Origin of the sequence: Trichocoleus sp. ST-U2, from assembly GCF_039961875.1 — a bacterium.
In the GTDB taxonomy this organism is placed as follows: Bacteria; Cyanobacteriota; Cyanobacteriia; order Cyanobacteriales; family FACHB-T130; genus FACHB-T130.
On the sequence record NZ_JAMPJY010000005.1, the window covers coordinates 1 to 16631 of the forward strand.

The window sequence follows — 16631 nt, forward strand, 5'->3', positions numbered from 1 at the left end:
AGGTGTTCCATCTTGTCGGGTAAGAAGTTCAATTTTCCCTTGTATTTCTAAATTATCCAGTTGCCGTTGAACAGCTTCAATAAAGTTAGTAGGGTCTTGAAACCCTTTAATTATCACTAATCTGGAATAAACGCTTTCTGAAGAAGTTAACAGTTTGTAGTCGGGAATATCTAGTTGATAACAATGTTGACCTATTTGAAAAGCTTGACCAGCTAAATAAGCATAAATCAAAGGAATTTGTTGATGATGAATCCGAATTTTTAGGCGAGATTGAGCAGTGAGTTCAAGGAAATTGTTGCTGGTCGGTATTCCGGCAATCGGATGAATTCCAATAGAGTCTAGTTCATGAAGGGGAGGACAAATACGGGACAAAGCAGAATAGATAGGATAACCATTATCAAGAGGGATGGGTGAGCCTCTTAGTTTAAACGTTAGGTCTACATATTCTTCGCTGTTAATGAATTTGGCTGTCATAGATATTTCATTAAAATAATAATGATGAGTATTGTATAATTTACTAATGTTTTAAGTATTCTAGTAGATAATGATTTATTTTAAGATTTAGAAATATCTTCTATCTCAATTTTAAAGCAAATTTAATAATTTTTAACCAAAAATCAATGGTGATGGATATTAATGTAATAGAAATTAAACCCTACACTAATCATGAGCTATGGAGTCCGGAGAAGTTTCTTATGCCTCCCCGAAGTCCTTTGCATCATTTAGAACCGATTGGTGTGGGAACTCCTACAGTTGAGAGTTTAACCAGCTATGTGACACGGTTAGCTCAATCTCATGGAGTTTTTGTCAGTACATTACTATCGAGAATAGTTAATCCCCTCTTGCAGCGAACCTTTATCAAGGATTCTACCAGTAGAGGATTAGAACCGTTTTTTAACCGTTCTCATGTTTTAAATGGATATGGAACGATAGCTACTGATTTTGTTGAGGTTCTTAACCAATTAACCTTGTCTAATAAGTTAAAGTTTTTAACATTGATATCCTTTTCAAATATTTTAGTTGCAAAAGGCTTATTACGTCCTTATAAAGCTTGGTGCCCAATATGCTACGAACACTGGAAAAAAAATCTAGAAGTTATTTATGAACCCCTTCTATGGTCACTCAATGATGTCAAGGTTTGTTTAATACATCAACATCCTCTTGTGCAAGATTGTCCTCATTGTTATCGCCAATCACCTTGGTTAAACTGGAAATCCAGTTTAGGCTATTGTTCACAATGTTCTCAGTGGTTAGGAGGAGGTTCTAATACTTCAGTAGTTACTCAGGAGAGATGGATAGCCGAAACTTTAGGAGAATTAGTTGCGAATGCAGAGCAGTTATCTTCTGTACTTACTCAAGAGCATATACAAAAATCTTTTACTCATGTAGTGCATCAAGTTACCGAGGGTAATATAGCTGCTTTTGCTGCAATGCACAAAATTCCTAAAAATACTTTTTGGGGTTGGTATTGCGGGAAAAACTGTCCCCCTTTATCTGCTTTAATACAAATTTGCTATAATTTTAAAATTTCTCTATCTCAGTTCTTTACGCAAGATTTCAATCTATCAACTATCCATGCTCAAAAGCTGAAGGTTGAGATGGAATATTCTAAGAAAACGCGCTCATCTCCGAGAACGCTAGATTTAAATCATATTGAAAATACCCTGAGCATCATTTTGTCCCAAGTAGAAGAGCCACTACCAACAATTACAGAGATAGCGGAACAGTTGAAAATTAATAGACGAGTTCTTTCAAGGCATTTCCCTGTACTATGCCACAAAATCGTCACGAAACGCCGCAATTATATGCGTATGATTCACTTAGCTGCTATTGAGCAGTGTTGTCAAGAAATTAAAGAGGCGATTGTCTCACTCCAGCGATCAGGAGAATACCCAAGCGAGTCCCGCGTGTGTGAACTGATTAGTAACCCCGGCTATTTTCGTTATCAGCAGGTTCGGCTACTCTATAAGCAAGAGCTTCAAGCTACTTAAAGTAGCTTGTGAGCTTTCAGTATGAATGAGGAGAGGATAGTCGATCGTCTACATCTTTCTCGTCATTTTTTTCAGGCATAGTTTTGCCGCTATGGTTTTCAGGCATAGCTTTGCCGGAGCGGCAAAATCAAACTTTAAATGACAGCCACCTATAGCGGCACCAAAAAAAATAATGGACACAACTGGATTCGAACCAGTGACCCCCACGATGTCAACGTGGTGCTCTAACCAACTGAGCTATGCGTCCGTCCGACGATTTATAAATGTAGCATAGCTTTTTATAAAAGTGCAAATAATTCTCGCTAACCAATGGAACTTAGAACTCGGCAACTAAGATGCAGAAACTCCATCGCTGTTGTCATCCGGGTCTGATAAAATAGCGAGGTTGTTCAGACAGAAATCGTCATTGAGCCAATCCATTGACATTCCTAAGCTTGATGCCTTAGCGCAAGAACTGGCGACTATCCAGCAAACAGGTTCCAAACGGATTGCCCTGCTGGGGTCGCGTCACGTTCCGATCACCCATCAAAATCTCATTGAGATGATGAGCTATGCCTTGGTTTTAACCGGGAATCGACTCATCACCTCTGGTGCTACCGGAACCAATTTTGCCGCCATCCGAGGGGCGATGCGAGCCGATTCTAGCCTGCTGACTGTAATTTTGCCCCAAAGCTTAGAGCGTCAGCCACGGGAATCGCGGGAGCAGTTGGAACAGGTAATGCATTTGGTAGAAAATCCCGAAAACGACAATTTATCGCTGGCTGAAGCCAGCGCTCTATGCAATCAAGAGATAGTTTCTCGGTGTCAGCAGCTAATCTGTTTTGCGTTTCACGACAGCCACACCCTGCTCAAAACTTGTCAGGATGCGGAAGAACAACGCAAAGTGGTGACTCTGTTCTACTTTGATTAAAAAGACGCGATGCATTAAGAGCGCTACCGCTGGCGTCTCTACAATAAAGCTATGATCCCAGTATCTGCTATTCTGCTCGACTGCATTGCCGCAGCCGCTGTTCTGATTTATATCCCCTTTTTGGTGGTGGGTTACGCCCGTGTGACTGTGGGGTATGACACGGCGGCTCCGCGAGCCATGTTTGATAAGCTGCCTCCCTACGGACAACGAGCTACTTGGGCGCACCAAAACTCGTTTGAAGCATTTATGATATTTGCGGCGGCAGCCCTGATGGCTTATGTGACAGGTGTAGATTCGCCCTTGGCAGCGATCGCAGCGATCGCCTTCGTTGTTGCCCGGTCATTATACTCCGTTTTTTATATTCTCAATGTCCCAATCGCGCGATCGCTAATGTTCGGCATCGGTACCCTGAGCAGCGGCACCTTATTTGCCCTCAGCCTACTTTCTGCTAATAGCATTTAGCGATTTTTCTAATATCAATTTAGCTAACCACTAACGATTCTTTATGGCTTCTACATACTCTTTTGATATTGTCAGCGATTTTGACCGGCAAGAATTGGTCAATGCCGTAGACCAAACTGAGCGGGAAATAAAAAGCCGCTTCGACCTCAAAGACACTAAAACTACCCTCGAATTAGGCGACGACGTTATTACAATTAGCACCGATAGCGAATTTACCTTGGATGCTGTTCATACCATCCTGCAAATTAAATCTGCCAAGCGCAACCTTAGCTTGAAAATCTTTGATTATGGCAAACCTGAATCAGCGGGTGGTAGTCGCATTCGGCAGGAAATCAAACTGCGTAAAGGACTCAGCCAGGAAATCGCTAAACAAATCACCAAACTAATTCGGGACGAAATCAAAAAAGTGCAACCCTCAATTCAAGGTGATGCCGTGCGAGTTTCTGCTAAATCCAAAGATGACTTGCAACTGGTAATTCAACGCTTGAAGCAGGAAGATTATCCGGTTGCTTTGCAATTTAATAACTATCGCTAAACGGTTTTTAAACGCAAATAACGCGGAGGTTTTGCAAAAATACGCAAAATTTTGGTTATTCTCTGCATTTTTGGAGTGGTTAAAACTTAGGGTGAACAGTGCCCTTGAGTTAACATCATTCTGAAAATAAAAGCCCAATTGCTTTGTGAAAATATCCCAGCAAGACAATACAGATGAAGTTATTCCTTGCTGCTCTTGGTGCAGTCATCATTGGTTACGTGCTGGGATACTCTGTCAAAATTATCCGTCAAAGTAATGAAGCCTTAGTAGAGCGCTTGGGTCGATACCATCGAACGCTGAAACCAGGTATCCACTTTATCTTGCCTTGGCTCGATACGATTGTCTATCAGAATACGACCCGCGAACAGGTTTTGAAAATTGAGCGCCAGCCAGCGATCGCAAAAGATAATGTGTCCCTAGAAGTCGATGCAATTGTGTATTGGCGCATCCTAAATTTAGAACGCACTTATTACACTGTTGAAAATATTGAGATAGCGTTAAAAAACTTGGTTATCTCTATCCTGCGCTCTGAAATTGGTCGAATTAAGCTAGAGCAAGCGGTTCATTCTAGAAGCGATATCGCTCAAACTTTATTGCAGCAATTAAATGAGGCGGTTGCGAATTGGGGGATCAAGATTACCCGTGTCCAATAGGATATTGCTTTTTTTAGAAAAATACTGGAGCCTCTGAAATTGGGAAAGCTGCTGAAATTAAGACTAGAACCTGCTAATGTCTGAGCCAGAGGAGAAATGGATAAACAACCAAAAATCGACCGCCAGCGAGAGCATCAAGCCAATGAGCGGACATTTCTCGCTTGGTTGCGTACCTCGATTGCATTGATTGGATTTGGGTTTGCTTTAGCTCGCTTTGGTTTATTTCTACAGCAACTGCAAACCGCCGTCACAGGTCAGGATAGCACTTCTCACTCGTTCATCAGTTCCCAGAGCCTTGGCATCAGTCTGGTGGTTGCTGGCATTGTCCTAATTGCCTTTGCTGCATGGCGCTACAACCAGGTTTTTTGGCAAATTGAGCGTAGCGATTATCAGGCAAATCGTCTGTTTGTCTGGATAACGGCTGGAGTGGTGATGATTTTAGGTGTCCTCAGTATCCCTGTCCTCCTCTGGCGACAGTTACCCGTTCCTCATACTCCCTCTTCTAGCAAAAGTGGTAAAGTTTATCGCCAGCTTCAGCAGCCTGCTACCTCTTTTGCACAAACTGTAAAGCATCAAAATTCTTAGAAAAAGTGCCTTTCTTTTTATTTGCATCAAAAAAGTGAATCAAAATTATTTGAAAATCGTAAAGTTTGTTTTTGAAAGTCTAAAAAACTTTACTTTGAATTAAGGAGTTTGAAAATCAGGGTTGGCGAAATCCTGCAATTTTATTTATGTGTTTTATAATTTTAAGGGTATCAAGCTGATAACTTAATTAAGTTTTCAGCATTCAATAGATGTGATGGGATATTTAACTACGAGTTTGGATTATTTTTAAGTCGGTGATTCAAATCACATCTAGGCATACAAGAACCAGATGAGATGCGGGTTTTAAACTCTTGATTTAACGTGATTTGGTGCAGAAAAGCTTAGTTTGCATCGCTGCGAATTCTATTTGAACCGGCTCTGGTGCAAGATGTAAATTGAAGCAACAAATATTTAACAATACAGCTAAATTTCTTGGGACGGAAACGAACTTTGGCAAGGTTTATTTTTCAGTAAATGAGAACCATATTAAAAGATGTTTCGGTGAAAATACTGAGGCTTTTTGAGCGGGAATAGACTCAGATAGAATCGAGTTAACAATAAATACTTGTGAGGGTTGCGATGTCGAGAGTATTAGTCGTCGATGATGTGCCGACTGAACTAGAGATGATTTGCCGAATTTTACAAGAAGCGGGGATGGAAGTGGTGAGAGCGAGTGATGGAGAGGAAGCGATCGCTCGCATCCAGGAGAAGCCACCCGACCTCGTGATATTGGATGTGGTCATGCCACGAATGAACGGATTTGAAGTGGTGCGGGAGTTACGAGAGAACGAGGAAACTAAACACTTACCTGTCGTGTTTTGTACGCAAAAAAATACAGAGATTGATAAAGCTTGGGGAATCGAGCTGGGAGCCGATGCTTATGTAAGTAAGCCACTTGAGGCGAAACAGTTTATTAACCTGGTGCGACGCCTTCTCTAAGAATTAAGAATTAAAAATTAAAAATTAATCAATAATTATAATTTTTAATTTTACATTTTTAATTGTTTATGCCTCGCCAATTCGTTCTCTTTGGTCAAGACAAGAGCCTGTTTGCAGTCGAACTAACGGCAGTCAGAGAAGTGCTGGTTTTGGGCGATCAAACCATTACGGCTGTTCCGAATACGCTTCCTTTTTTATTGGGTTTAACCAATCTGCGAGGGGAAATTCTGGCAGTAGCAGATTTTGGTCGGTTCATGGGTGCCGACCCTGTGGAAAGTCACGAAGCTCGGAGTCGGATTTTAGTCGTAGAAGCGCCCGACCCGCGCGATATCAATCTTCCGTCGATGCGGATGGGATTAGCAGTTTCTCATGTCGAGGGTGTGCTATCTCTCGATCCCGATCAAATTGTCTCGGCAGCAGAGGTGAGTGAGGAACTGGCTCCTTTTTTGCGAGGCTTATATGACTGTCAGGGACGCTTACTCATGATTGTGGATGTAGAAGCGATCGCGCATTCGGATCGCTGGTAAATCATAGATTGCCGGAGCCATAAGATGGAAAGTTCATATCAGCCGATAGAGGTGCCTCAGTCTTCCGACCTCATCGGGACACTTCAATCCTTTTCTAAAAAAGCCACTATAGCAGTCATTGCAATCGGTTGTGCGGTACTACTAGGTTGGATGTTTAACATTCCCATCCTGAAAAGCATCTTGCCAGGTCTGGTGACGATGAAAGCAAACGCAGCGGTGTGTTTTATCCTCAGCGGTACATCGTTGTGGTTGTGGCACCGTTATCCCGCTGACGAGTCGAAGCGCCGCTTGGGACAATGGTTTGCCGGGATCGTTATGGTCGTCGGTTTGCTCACGCTGATGCAGTATGTTCTGGGGTGGGATTTCGGCATTGACCAACTTCTGTTCAAGGCGTCGTCAGACACCTTTGGCACTTCCTCCCCTGGTCGGATGGCTCCCAATACTGCCCTTAATTTTTTGATGTTGGGGGTGGCTCTACTGCTGTTTCTCGGCACCTCTATTCACTACCAAGCCGCTCAAATTCTTAGCTTAGCGGCATTCTCAGTCGCCTTGCTGGGGGTACTGGGCTACCTTTATGGTGTGAAATCCCTTTACGGGATTAGCTCGTACACCCAAATGGCATTGCACGCAGCAGTGGGATTTGTGCTTCTTAGTATCGGCATCCTGTTTGCTCGTCCAGATCGAGGGGTGATGGCAGTTGTCACCAGCCAGAATGCAGGGGGTATGATGGCGAGGCGGATGTCACCGGCTGTACTTGGGATTCCGCCACTTTTAGGTTGGATAATCTTAGCCGGGTACCGGGCGAAGTCTTTGGAAACCGAGATCGCCATCTCGGTTTTAGGTAGCTTGAATATTATTGTTTTTGCCGTTCTGATTTGGTGGAATTCTCGAAACCTGAATGGCATTGATATCAAACGCCAGCGCGCAGAAACGGAACTTCGCACCCTGAATCAAGAACTCGAACAACGCATCGATGAGCGCACGGCAGAATTAACGGAAGCGAATCAAGAACGCGATCGCTTCTTTACTCTCTCTCTTGACCTGCTGTGTATTATCGGATTTGACGGCACCTTTAAGCGCCTCAATCCTTCATGGACAAGAATCCTGGGCTTCGCGGTCGAGGAACTTTTGGCTCAACCTTTTATTGAGTTTATCCATCCAGATGACCGAGACAAGAGCTTAGCCGAAGCCGAAAAACTGACTGTTGGTTCGCAAGTACTGTATTTTGAAAATCGCTACAGGTGTAAAGATGGCTCCTACCGATGGTTAGCGTGGACTGCGAACGCGGCTGCTGAAAATCAAGTGATGTACTGCATTGCCCGTGACATCACCTCAAGCAAGCAGGCAGAAGCCGCACTCAGGGAAAGTCAAGAACGCCTAGAGGCAATCATCGACAATTACACCGCTGTCATCTATCTCAAAGACTTGGAAGGTCGTTACATTCTGGTTAATCGCCAGTATGAACGCCTCTTCCACACGACCAAAGAGCAGGTTATTGGCAAGACTGACTACGATTTCTTCTCGAAAGAAATCGCTGATGCTTATGGTGCCAACGATCGCCAGGTACTTGAAACCGGAACTTCTTTAGAAATGGAAGAGGTTGCACCTCAAGATGACGGACTTCACACCTACCTTTCCACGAAGTTTCTCTTAAGAAATTCGACAGGAACTACTTACGCCCTCTGTGGGATTTCCACCGACATCAGCGATCGCAAGCGGACAGAAGAAGCATTGCAGCAACAGGTGCAGATGCTGGATTTAGCCAATGACACCATAATGCTTCGGGATCTCGACGATCGCATCGCTTACTGGAATCAAGGCGCAGAAAGGCTCTACGGCTGGACAAAGGAAGAAACCGTAGGACAATACATCCACGCATTTTTAAAAACCATCTTTCCCCAACCCGTCGAGGAAATTAAAGCCGCGTGTCTGCGGGATGGACGTTGGGAAGGAGAACTCATCCACACCAAGCGCGATGGGACACAGATCGTTGTAGCGAGTCGCTGGACATTGCAACGGGAGGAATCCGGTCAGCCTAAAGCGATCCTAGAAATCAACAATGACATTACTGAGCGCAGAGCTGCTGAGGAAACCATCCGTCAGAACGAGGAAAGGTATCGCTCATTGATCGTTGCCACCTCGCAGATAGTCTGGGCGACAGACGCCCAAGGACAAGTGGTTGATATGCCAGCTTGGAGAGCGTTTACAGGTCAAAGCGAGGAACAAGTGAAAGGCTGGGGATGGTTGGATGCCGTGCATCCAGAAGATCGCGATCCCACTGCTCGTATTTGGAATAAAGCCCTTGAAACGAAGAGTCTCTATCAGGTTGAGTATCGTATCCGAGCCGCAGATGGCAGCTATGGATACTTCTGGGTTCGCGGGATTCCCGTCTTAGCAGAAGATGGTAGTATCCGCGAGTGGGTTGGCGTCTGCACCGACATTAGCGATCGCAAACAAGCGGAAGCAGATTTACAGAGAACAGCAGCAGATTTGGCTCGTTCCTCGGCTGAACTTCGGCAGCAAACCAGTATCTTGCAATTGGTACTCAACAGCATGGGTGAGGCAGTCATCGTCGCCGATGAAACCGGAAAGTTTTTACTGTTCAACCCCGCCGCGGAGAAAATGTTCGGATTGGGTTCAGGAGATGCCCCCCCCGATCGATGGTCAACGCAGTATGGCTTGTTTTTGCCCGATACCGTGACCGTTTACCCAACCGCAGATTTACCGATGACAAAAGCAATCCGAGGCGAAGCCGTTGACGACGTAGAGATGTTTACTCGTCATCCTGGTATACCAGAAGGTTTGTGGGCAAAAATTAACGGCAGACCGCTGAAGGACGACAACGGTGTCCTCAAAGGCGGGGCGATTGTTTGTCGCAACATCACCAGCGACAAGCAAGCCCAAGAACGTTTACAACAACTCGCCAAGGAGCAGGAACGCCTGCTGCAAGAACTGAAAAACCGGCAAAATGCCCTTGATGAATCGGCGATTGTCAGCGAAACCGACTTAAAAGGAACCATTACCTATGCTAACGAGCGGTTCTGCCAAATCTCTGGATACACCCAGGAAGAACTAATGGGGCAAAACCATCGCATCGTTAACTCTGGCTACCACCCGAAATCCTTTTTCCAAGACTTCTGGGCTACGGTTTATCGGGGCGGTGTGTGGAAAGGAGAAATCAAAAATAAGCGCAAAGATGGTTCTTTGTATTGGGTTGACACTACAGTGTCCCCAATCTTTGACACTAATGGCAATATTATCAAATATATCGGGATTCGCTTCGACATTACCCAGCAAAAAGAAGCGGCTGATAGACTTATCAAATTAGCAGAAGAGCGAAAAATTGAGGCAGATTCTCTAACTCAACAAGTCGTCAAGCTTTTGGGTGAAATTAAGGGTGCAGCAAAGGGAGATTTAACGGTTAAAGCTCAAGTCACCAATGACATCTTAGGAGCATTAGCAGACTCTTTCAACTACCTTGTCACCTCTTTACGGAAAGTGGTCATTAATATCCAAGATGCAGCGGCACAAGCTAATCAAGCTACAACGGCATCGATTGGTAACACTAACGAACTCGCACAGCAAGCGCGTACCCAAGCCTTGCAAATTGAGTCCACCTTAAAACAAATTGAGCGGATGCTCAACTCGATTAAAGATGTCTCAGATGCTGCAAAACGAGCCGAACAAGTGGCACAGCAAGCTGCTACCACAGCAGAAATGGGAGGACAAGCTGTAGACCGTACAGTTGATGGAATTAACGAACTCCGCCAAACGATTGCCGAAACTTCAAAAATGATGAAACGTCTAGGCGAAGGGTCGCAACAAATTGGCAAGATTGTAACATCTATCTCTCAAATTGCTTCTCAAACAAACTTGCTGGCATTGAATGCCACAATTGAGGCAGCACGCGCCGGAGAACAAGGACAAGGCTTCGCAGTCGTAGCGGAGGAAGTTCGCAAGCTCGCAGAACGTTCTGCTTCAGCAACCGAAGAAATATCGGAGATTGTGAAAACAATTCAAGATGAAATTAGTCGGGTGATGAGGGCAATGGAATCCGGTACTCAACAAGTTGTTGAAGGAACGCACATTGCCGCAGCTGCTAAGACGAATCTGATTGCGATTATTGAAGTCAGCCGCGAAATTAATGCTTTGGTACAAAACATTACTCGTGCTGCTCAAAAACAGACAATTTCGGCAGAAGAAATTGCAGGCAGCGTGAAGCAGGTGAACGCTATTTCTACCAACACTGCCCAAAAAGCTGAAGACGTAACGAATTCACTTGGTGGGTTAGCTGTTGTCGTGAATAAACTCCAAAGTTCAGTGACAAACTTCCGCTCGCAATAAGCAGTCAAGGATTCAGAACCTCCCTCCAGCACCCCTTATCGCTTTTTGGCGAGGGGTGCCGGAGGGAAACATAAAAATGCCAGACCAATCAAATGGAGTAATTAAAATTAATAACTTCATTTTTTTATTTAATACCATTCCGATTTATGTTTACACTAGGCAAGTTTTTTAACTAACAATTAAGCAATAACTAGCATATTTGATATGTAGCATTGTTACAAAGATGGGAATTAATTAAATAAAATCTAAAGTCACGTCTAAAGGCTGACTGATTTAAAGGAAAAAAGTATGAATTCGGATGATTTCAATGAGCTAATCGGTATCTTTGTAACTGAAACTCAAGAATTCTTGCAATCCCTAGAAGCCAATCTTTTATTGATAGAAAGCAGCAGTGAAGTTGAAGCGCGATCGCAAGCGGTTCAAAACCTATTTCGGGCTGCCCACTCGATAAAAGGTTCGGCTTTGATGTTTGGTTTTGAAACCTTATCGACAGCGGCTCATTGCCTGGAAGATAGCTTTGCAATTCTGCGCGATCGCGCTGATTTAGCCCAAATCAATCCAACGACGATTACCGCTTTGCTCCAAGGGGTCGATCTCCTGAGAACCATTGCCAACCAAGTCTGTCAGCCGGAAGGTAAGGATAATGGAGCAACAATGCAGGCAACCTCTGTAGCTGAAGTGGAAGCGATCGCCCAAATTCTAGCCCAGCTAGAAAATCAGTATACTAAGCCCGCTGCTTCCAGTAATGGCTCTAGCCTTAACAATCGGGCAAACCTCCAAACTATTAAAAGGATTTTTGAACAAGATCTACTTCCGGTTTTTAACCATTTGGAGACGGAACTTTCTCAAGTTAAACCAGAAACTTTAGAGCAAACAATAGCAACGCTTAACCAAGTTTATTACCAACTTTCAGGGGTAGCCGGGATGCTGCAACTGGCAGAATTTGGGCAAATTGTTGAGTATTTGAGAACTTTGATCGATACCCCCCATCTGAGTGTAGAACTCCTCCAAAAACAGGGATGGGAAATTGCCCAAAACTTGCAATCTGCCCGCACTCAGCTATTGCAGGGAGAAGCCATTACTATACAGCCTTTGAATGGGACTGAGCTAAAAGGACTGAGGACTGAGGAGTTAGGACTGAGGAGTGAGGAAGCAATACTCTCCACTCCAGAATCACCAGTTGATAATTCCTCGATACCCTTCAGTAATAGGACTGAGGTGACAGGACTCAGGACTGAGGAACCAGCCATCTCCACTCCAGAATTACCAGTTGAGGATTCCTCAACTCCAGCCTCTCTCCTCAGCCCTCAGTCCTCACTCAGTCCTCAGCCCTCAGTCCTCAGTCCTCAGTCCTCACTCAGTCCTCAGCCCTCACCCAGCCCTCACTCCTCACCTGTTTCTTCCCCTACAGGTTGGCAACGTCCGACAATTCGCGTAGATCTAGAACGCTTAAGCGAATTAGTGAATTTGGTGGGCGAATTAGTGATTAACCGGACAAATTTGGAACTACAAGAAACTCAACTACGCACTGAAGCGAAGCGCATTCGGAAGAGTATTGTAGCTTTAAACCAATTTGGAACGCAGCTCCGAGAAGAATATGACCGTCTTAGCACTGAAAATAGCAAAAGCGATCGCGTAAAAACCACAACTGCTTTTACTAAATCTTTGCCTTCGACTTTCGATTTATTAGAACTAGATCAATATACAGAATTTCACTCCACCGCTCAATCTGTGATTGAAACGACCGAAGCGATCGCGCTATCGGGAACGAAGATTGACGAAATCGCGGTGAAATTTGAACGCAGCACCGATCAACTCCGCCGGATCACCGACCAGTTGCGATCGCGCGTCATGCAACTGCGAGTCGTCCCCTTCAGTCGGGCGGTCGATCACCTCCCTCGCGCTTTGCGAGATTTGTGTCGCCTCCACAACAAAGAAGTTAATCTCCTCCTCCTGGGACGAGACACCACCATTGATGAAAGCCTGCTAGACGCCCTGCGCGACCCCCTAGTGCATCTGGTGCGAAATGCCTTCGATCACGGCATCGAAACGCCCCAAGCCCGCCTCGCCCTGGGGAAACCCCCCAGCGGTCAAATCGAAATTGAAGCCTTTCACCAAGGCGGACAAACCATCATTACCATTACCGATGATGGACGGGGAATTGACCCGGAAGCCATCCGCGCCAAAGTCGTGGCAGGCGGCTTTGTGGCAGCCGAACAAGCCAACGAACTCTCGATTGCCGACCTCTACGAATTCCTCTTCTGGCCTGGTTTCAGCACCACTAGAGAGGTCACGGAACTCTCTGGTCGGGGGGTCGGTCTGGATGTGGTTCGCACCAATCTGCGGCAGGTACGGGGAACTGTCAAAGTAGATTCACGACCGGGCAAAGGCACTAGCTTTATCCTGAAGCTACCACTCATGCTATCGATCAGCGATGCCTTAATGGTTAAGGCAGATCGCAATACGGTAGCAATCCCTTTAGACGCCGTAGAGGAGATTCTCCACATTCAAGGGCATCAGATTCAAATGGCTGGGACGCAGACCATGTTGTGGTGGCGAGAAGAATTCATCCGCTTGGTGCGTTTGCAAGAATTACTCCACTATAGTGTCGCCCATCCCGACGGCCCCTCTCCCGACCCAATTGCCCAAGACTATATCCCGGTAATGGTTTTAGCTTCCAGTGAAGGTGTTCTCGCTGTAGTCGTGGAACGTCTCATCGGTCAACAAGAAGTCGTGGTAAAAGCCCTTCCGCTTCCCCTCTCAAAGCCTCGCGGGATCGTTGGTTGCACGATTATGGGAGATGGTCAGGTCGTGACGATTTTAGATGTGGACGATCTCATCGGGCAATTTTATACTCAAAGCGGCACCACAATTTCAGTTGATAATAAATCAGATTTAGGGACACGACATAGCACGCCACTCCTTGCCCCGACAGGAAGTTCTCAACCCCAAATTTTGGTTGTCGATGACTCCTACACGATCCGACAGTTACTCTCCCTGACGCTAATTCGCGCCCGTTACCGAGTCGCGCAAGCCAAAGATGGTCAAGACGCTTTATCTAAATTAGAGGAAGGCTTAAATTGCGATTTAATCATTGCCGATATAGAAATGCCCCGGATGGACGGATTTGAACTGTTGCGAAATCTGAAATCTCAACCTCAATTTGCCTCGATTCCCGTTGCCATGTTGACTTCCCGGAGTGGGTTCAAACATCGCCAGATGGCATTAGAGTTAGGAGCGATTCAATACTTTACTAAACCCTACAACGAGGTTCAGTTATTAGAAGCGATCGCTAAATTAATTAAACATTAAAGAACTTATGAATCGCCGATTCCGGACTAAAGCCCTTGTCTCAACTCGGATTGCCAAGCGAAAACTGGTTTCGTTTCAGATGGGAAGCGAACAGTACGCGATCGCGATTGACCGAGTGCAGCGCGTTCTCAAAGCCTTTACACCCCACGCTGCCCTAACCAATGGTCGCCGGTTAATGGAGTACGAACAGGAAGCGATCGCGCTTATCGATCTATCGGCGCTATTTCTAAAATCCCACGAAACAGACTACCACTATCTAATTGTTTGCACCATCAAGCAAAAAGAAAAATTAGGCATTCCCGTCTCTGAAATGCCTAAAATCTTAGAAGTATCAGAAGAAAAATTTGAGAAAATTCCATCTTTTTATCAACACGAAGATTTACCCCCCACTATTGAACAAATTATTCACGCACCTGAAGGTAATCTCGTATTCTATCTCAATTTAGATCGCCTATAAGTAGGCAGAATTAAGTATTTTTAGATGGATGAGCGATAGCGTAAACTATGCAGACATTAGGTTTTCTCGCGTTCCAACTTACTGTCTAGATAGCAATCCTAATTAATTTATTAAGTCTTGGATCTCTGCACTTACTTTTCCCTCGTGTTCTACATAGGGTTAACGTGCATGGCTGATGAAAATCAAGTTCCTGGCTAATCGCAAAATTCAGGTTTATCCAACTCAAATTTAATTTTCCCAGTCCGTTAAAACGGGCTTGAGCGATTAGCCAGGAACTTAAGTTCCTGGCGGGATAAAAGCGAGCGAGACTAACTTACAGCCCAGACATTACTTCTCTCGCTGCTGCCAAAGTGCGGTCAATATCTTCATCTGTGTGCGCCAGAGAAGTAAATCCAGCCTCAAACTGAGAAGGTGCCAGATACACACCCCGCTCTAACATTCCGCGATGGAAGCGGCTAAACTTGTTCGAGTCAGACTTTTTAGCATCTTCGTAGTTATGGACTGGCCCTTGAGTGAAGAACAAGCCAAACATCGCGCTGATGCTACCGCCGCAAGCCGCATGACCTGTTTCCTTAGCAATTTGCAGCAAGCCATCACTGAGCTTCTTTGTCATCTTGTCTAACTGCTCGTAGCTGCCTGGTTTTCGCAGCAATTCCAGCGTTTTGATTCCGGCAGTCATCGCCAGAGGATTCCCCGAAAGCGTCCCGGCTTGATACACTGGTCCGGCTGGAGCAATCATCGACATAATATCGCGGCGTCCACCGTAAGCACCCACCGGCAAGCCACCGCCGATTACTTTACCCAGCGTTGTCAAGTCAGGGGTAATCCCAAATCTCTCCTGTGCCCCACCGTAGGCAATCCGGAAGCCGGTCATGACTTCGTCAAATACGAGTAACGCGCCATTTTCTTGCGTAATCATTCGCAAGCCTTCCAGGAAACCCGCGTCAGGCGTAATAAAGCCAGCATTACCCACCACTGGCTCTAGAATCACCCCAGCAATTTGGTCGGGATTTGCGGCAAATAAAGCTTTGACGGCTTCCAGGTCATTGTAGGGGGCAGTGAGCGTGTTGCTGGTTGTCGTCTTGGGAACGCCTGGAGAATCCGGCAAGCCGAGGGTAGCGACGCCGGAACCGGCTTTCACCAGGAACATATCGGCGTGACCGTGATAGCAGCCTTCAAATTTAATCAGCTTGTCGCGTCCGGTGAAAGCTCGCATCAGGCGCAGAACTGCCATACACGCCTCGGTTCCGGAATTGACAAAGCGCACCATTTCAATGCTGGGTACGGCGTCAATCACCATCTCTGCCAGCACATTTTCTAACACGGAGGGGGCACCAAAGCTGGTGCCTTTTTCCAGGGCTTCGTGCAAGGCACTAATCACTTCTGGATGGGCATGACCGCAAATCGCGGGTCCCCAGGTGCCAACGTAGTCGATATATTGGTTGCCATCGACATCCCAGATATAGGCACCTTTGACGTGGTCAAAGACGATGGGTTGTCCTCCCACCGATTTAAACGCCCGGACTGGTGAACTGACACCTCCTGGCATCAAATGTTGAGCAGCGGCGAATATTTCTTCTGACTTGGTGGTTTTCAAATTTGTAGAAGTAATCAATGTTATCTCCTCGTTTTGATGATAAAATCTCTGCCTCAAGATAGGCGGAAGCTGCGATCGCAGAGATTACGCTGTTCAATTATCCTACTGAGGGTAATACCAATCATGTCCTACCAAACGAATCAGAATTTACCTGTGAGTGTTTGCTCTTGTTTCTGGAAGGCAGCCTAGGAGTTCCGATCGGGTAGCATTCAACTTGGTAGTTCGATTCAGCGATTCAGTTCGACGGTTCAATGGTAGCTTCGATGGTAGACAGAGGACTTCAAGGCTCACAAGGTTCTCATTTACGCTGTCAGAAGTC

The 16631-nt window shown here is 45.5% G+C and carries 13 protein-coding genes and 1 tRNA gene; 11 read left to right on the forward strand and 3 right to left on the reverse strand.

Translation table 11 applies throughout. The annotated features are described in order from the left end of the window. A partial coding sequence (cas6, locus tag NC996_RS04480; RefSeq protein ID WP_190688340.1) for a type I-MYXAN CRISPR-associated protein Cas6/Cmx6 occupies positions 1 to 474 on the reverse strand: 474 nt, incomplete at its 3' end. A 152-nt stretch (positions 475 to 626) separates the two neighbouring features. On the opposite strand from cas6, the gene NC996_RS04485 reads away from it, so the two are divergent. Continuing rightward, complete coding sequence (locus NC996_RS04485; protein ID WP_190434472.1) at positions 627 to 1991, forward strand: TniQ family protein; 1365 nt, start codon at positions 627 to 629, stop codon at positions 1989 to 1991. Positions 1992 to 2164: 173 nt separating this feature from the next. Here the strand turns inward: NC996_RS04485 and NC996_RS04490 are convergent. Further along, positions 2165 to 2238, reverse strand: a tRNA-Val gene (locus NC996_RS04490). A gap of 159 nt (positions 2239 to 2397) precedes the next feature. Between NC996_RS04490 and NC996_RS04495 the strand changes: the two genes are divergently transcribed. The 10 genes from NC996_RS04495 to NC996_RS04540 all read left to right on the forward strand — a co-directional run bounded on the left by NC996_RS04495 (position 2398) and on the right by NC996_RS04540 (position 14715). Next, entirely contained in the window at positions 2398 to 2901 is a 504-nt protein-coding gene (locus NC996_RS04495; RefSeq protein WP_190415828.1) for a DNA recombination-mediator protein A, read from the forward strand. Between the two features lie 51 nt (positions 2902 to 2952). Continuing rightward, positions 2953 to 3363, forward strand: coding sequence for an MAPEG family protein (locus NC996_RS04500; protein ID WP_190688342.1), 411 nt, complete (start codon positions 2953 to 2955; stop codon positions 3361 to 3363). Between the two features lie 43 nt (positions 3364 to 3406). Then, positions 3407 to 3898, forward strand: a complete 492-nt coding sequence (locus tag NC996_RS04505) for a YajQ family cyclic di-GMP-binding protein (RefSeq protein ID WP_190415832.1) — start codon at positions 3407 to 3409, stop codon at positions 3896 to 3898. Between the two features lie 173 nt (positions 3899 to 4071). Next, the gene (locus NC996_RS04510; RefSeq protein WP_190688345.1) at positions 4072 to 4551 is read left to right on the forward strand and encodes a paraslipin; all 480 of its coding nucleotides are present in this window, start codon (positions 4072 to 4074) and stop codon (positions 4549 to 4551) included. 96 nt (positions 4552 to 4647) lie between these two features. Continuing rightward, complete coding sequence (locus tag NC996_RS04515; RefSeq protein WP_190536020.1) at positions 4648 to 5136, forward strand: DUF202 domain-containing protein; 489 nt, start codon at positions 4648 to 4650, stop codon at positions 5134 to 5136. Positions 5137 to 5715: 579 nt separating this feature from the next. After that, a complete protein-coding gene (locus NC996_RS04520) occupies positions 5716 to 6075 on the forward strand; it encodes a response regulator (RefSeq protein WP_190415835.1) in 360 nt (119 codons plus the stop codon). A 68-nt stretch (positions 6076 to 6143) separates the two neighbouring features. Continuing rightward, complete coding sequence (locus NC996_RS04525; protein WP_190415837.1) at positions 6144 to 6602, forward strand: chemotaxis protein CheW; 459 nt, start codon at positions 6144 to 6146, stop codon at positions 6600 to 6602. A 24-nt stretch (positions 6603 to 6626) separates the two neighbouring features. Continuing rightward, positions 6627 to 10946 (forward strand): PAS domain S-box protein, encoded by a 4320-nt coding sequence (locus NC996_RS04530; RefSeq protein ID WP_190688347.1) that lies wholly within the window; start codon positions 6627 to 6629, stop codon positions 10944 to 10946. A 288-nt stretch (positions 10947 to 11234) separates the two neighbouring features. Further along, the gene (locus NC996_RS04535) at positions 11235 to 14258 is read left to right on the forward strand and encodes a hybrid sensor histidine kinase/response regulator (protein ID WP_190688349.1); all 3024 of its coding nucleotides are present in this window, start codon (positions 11235 to 11237) and stop codon (positions 14256 to 14258) included. A 7-nt stretch (positions 14259 to 14265) separates the two neighbouring features. After that, a complete protein-coding gene (locus NC996_RS04540) occupies positions 14266 to 14715 on the forward strand; it encodes a chemotaxis protein CheW (RefSeq protein WP_190688352.1) in 450 nt (149 codons plus the stop codon). Between the two features lie 313 nt (positions 14716 to 15028). Here the strand turns inward: NC996_RS04540 and hemL are convergent, their stop codons facing one another. After that, positions 15029 to 16327, reverse strand: a complete 1299-nt coding sequence (gene hemL, locus NC996_RS04545) for a glutamate-1-semialdehyde 2,1-aminomutase (protein ID WP_190678986.1) — start codon at positions 16325 to 16327, stop codon at positions 15029 to 15031. Positions 16328 to 16631: the final 304 nt, after the last annotated feature.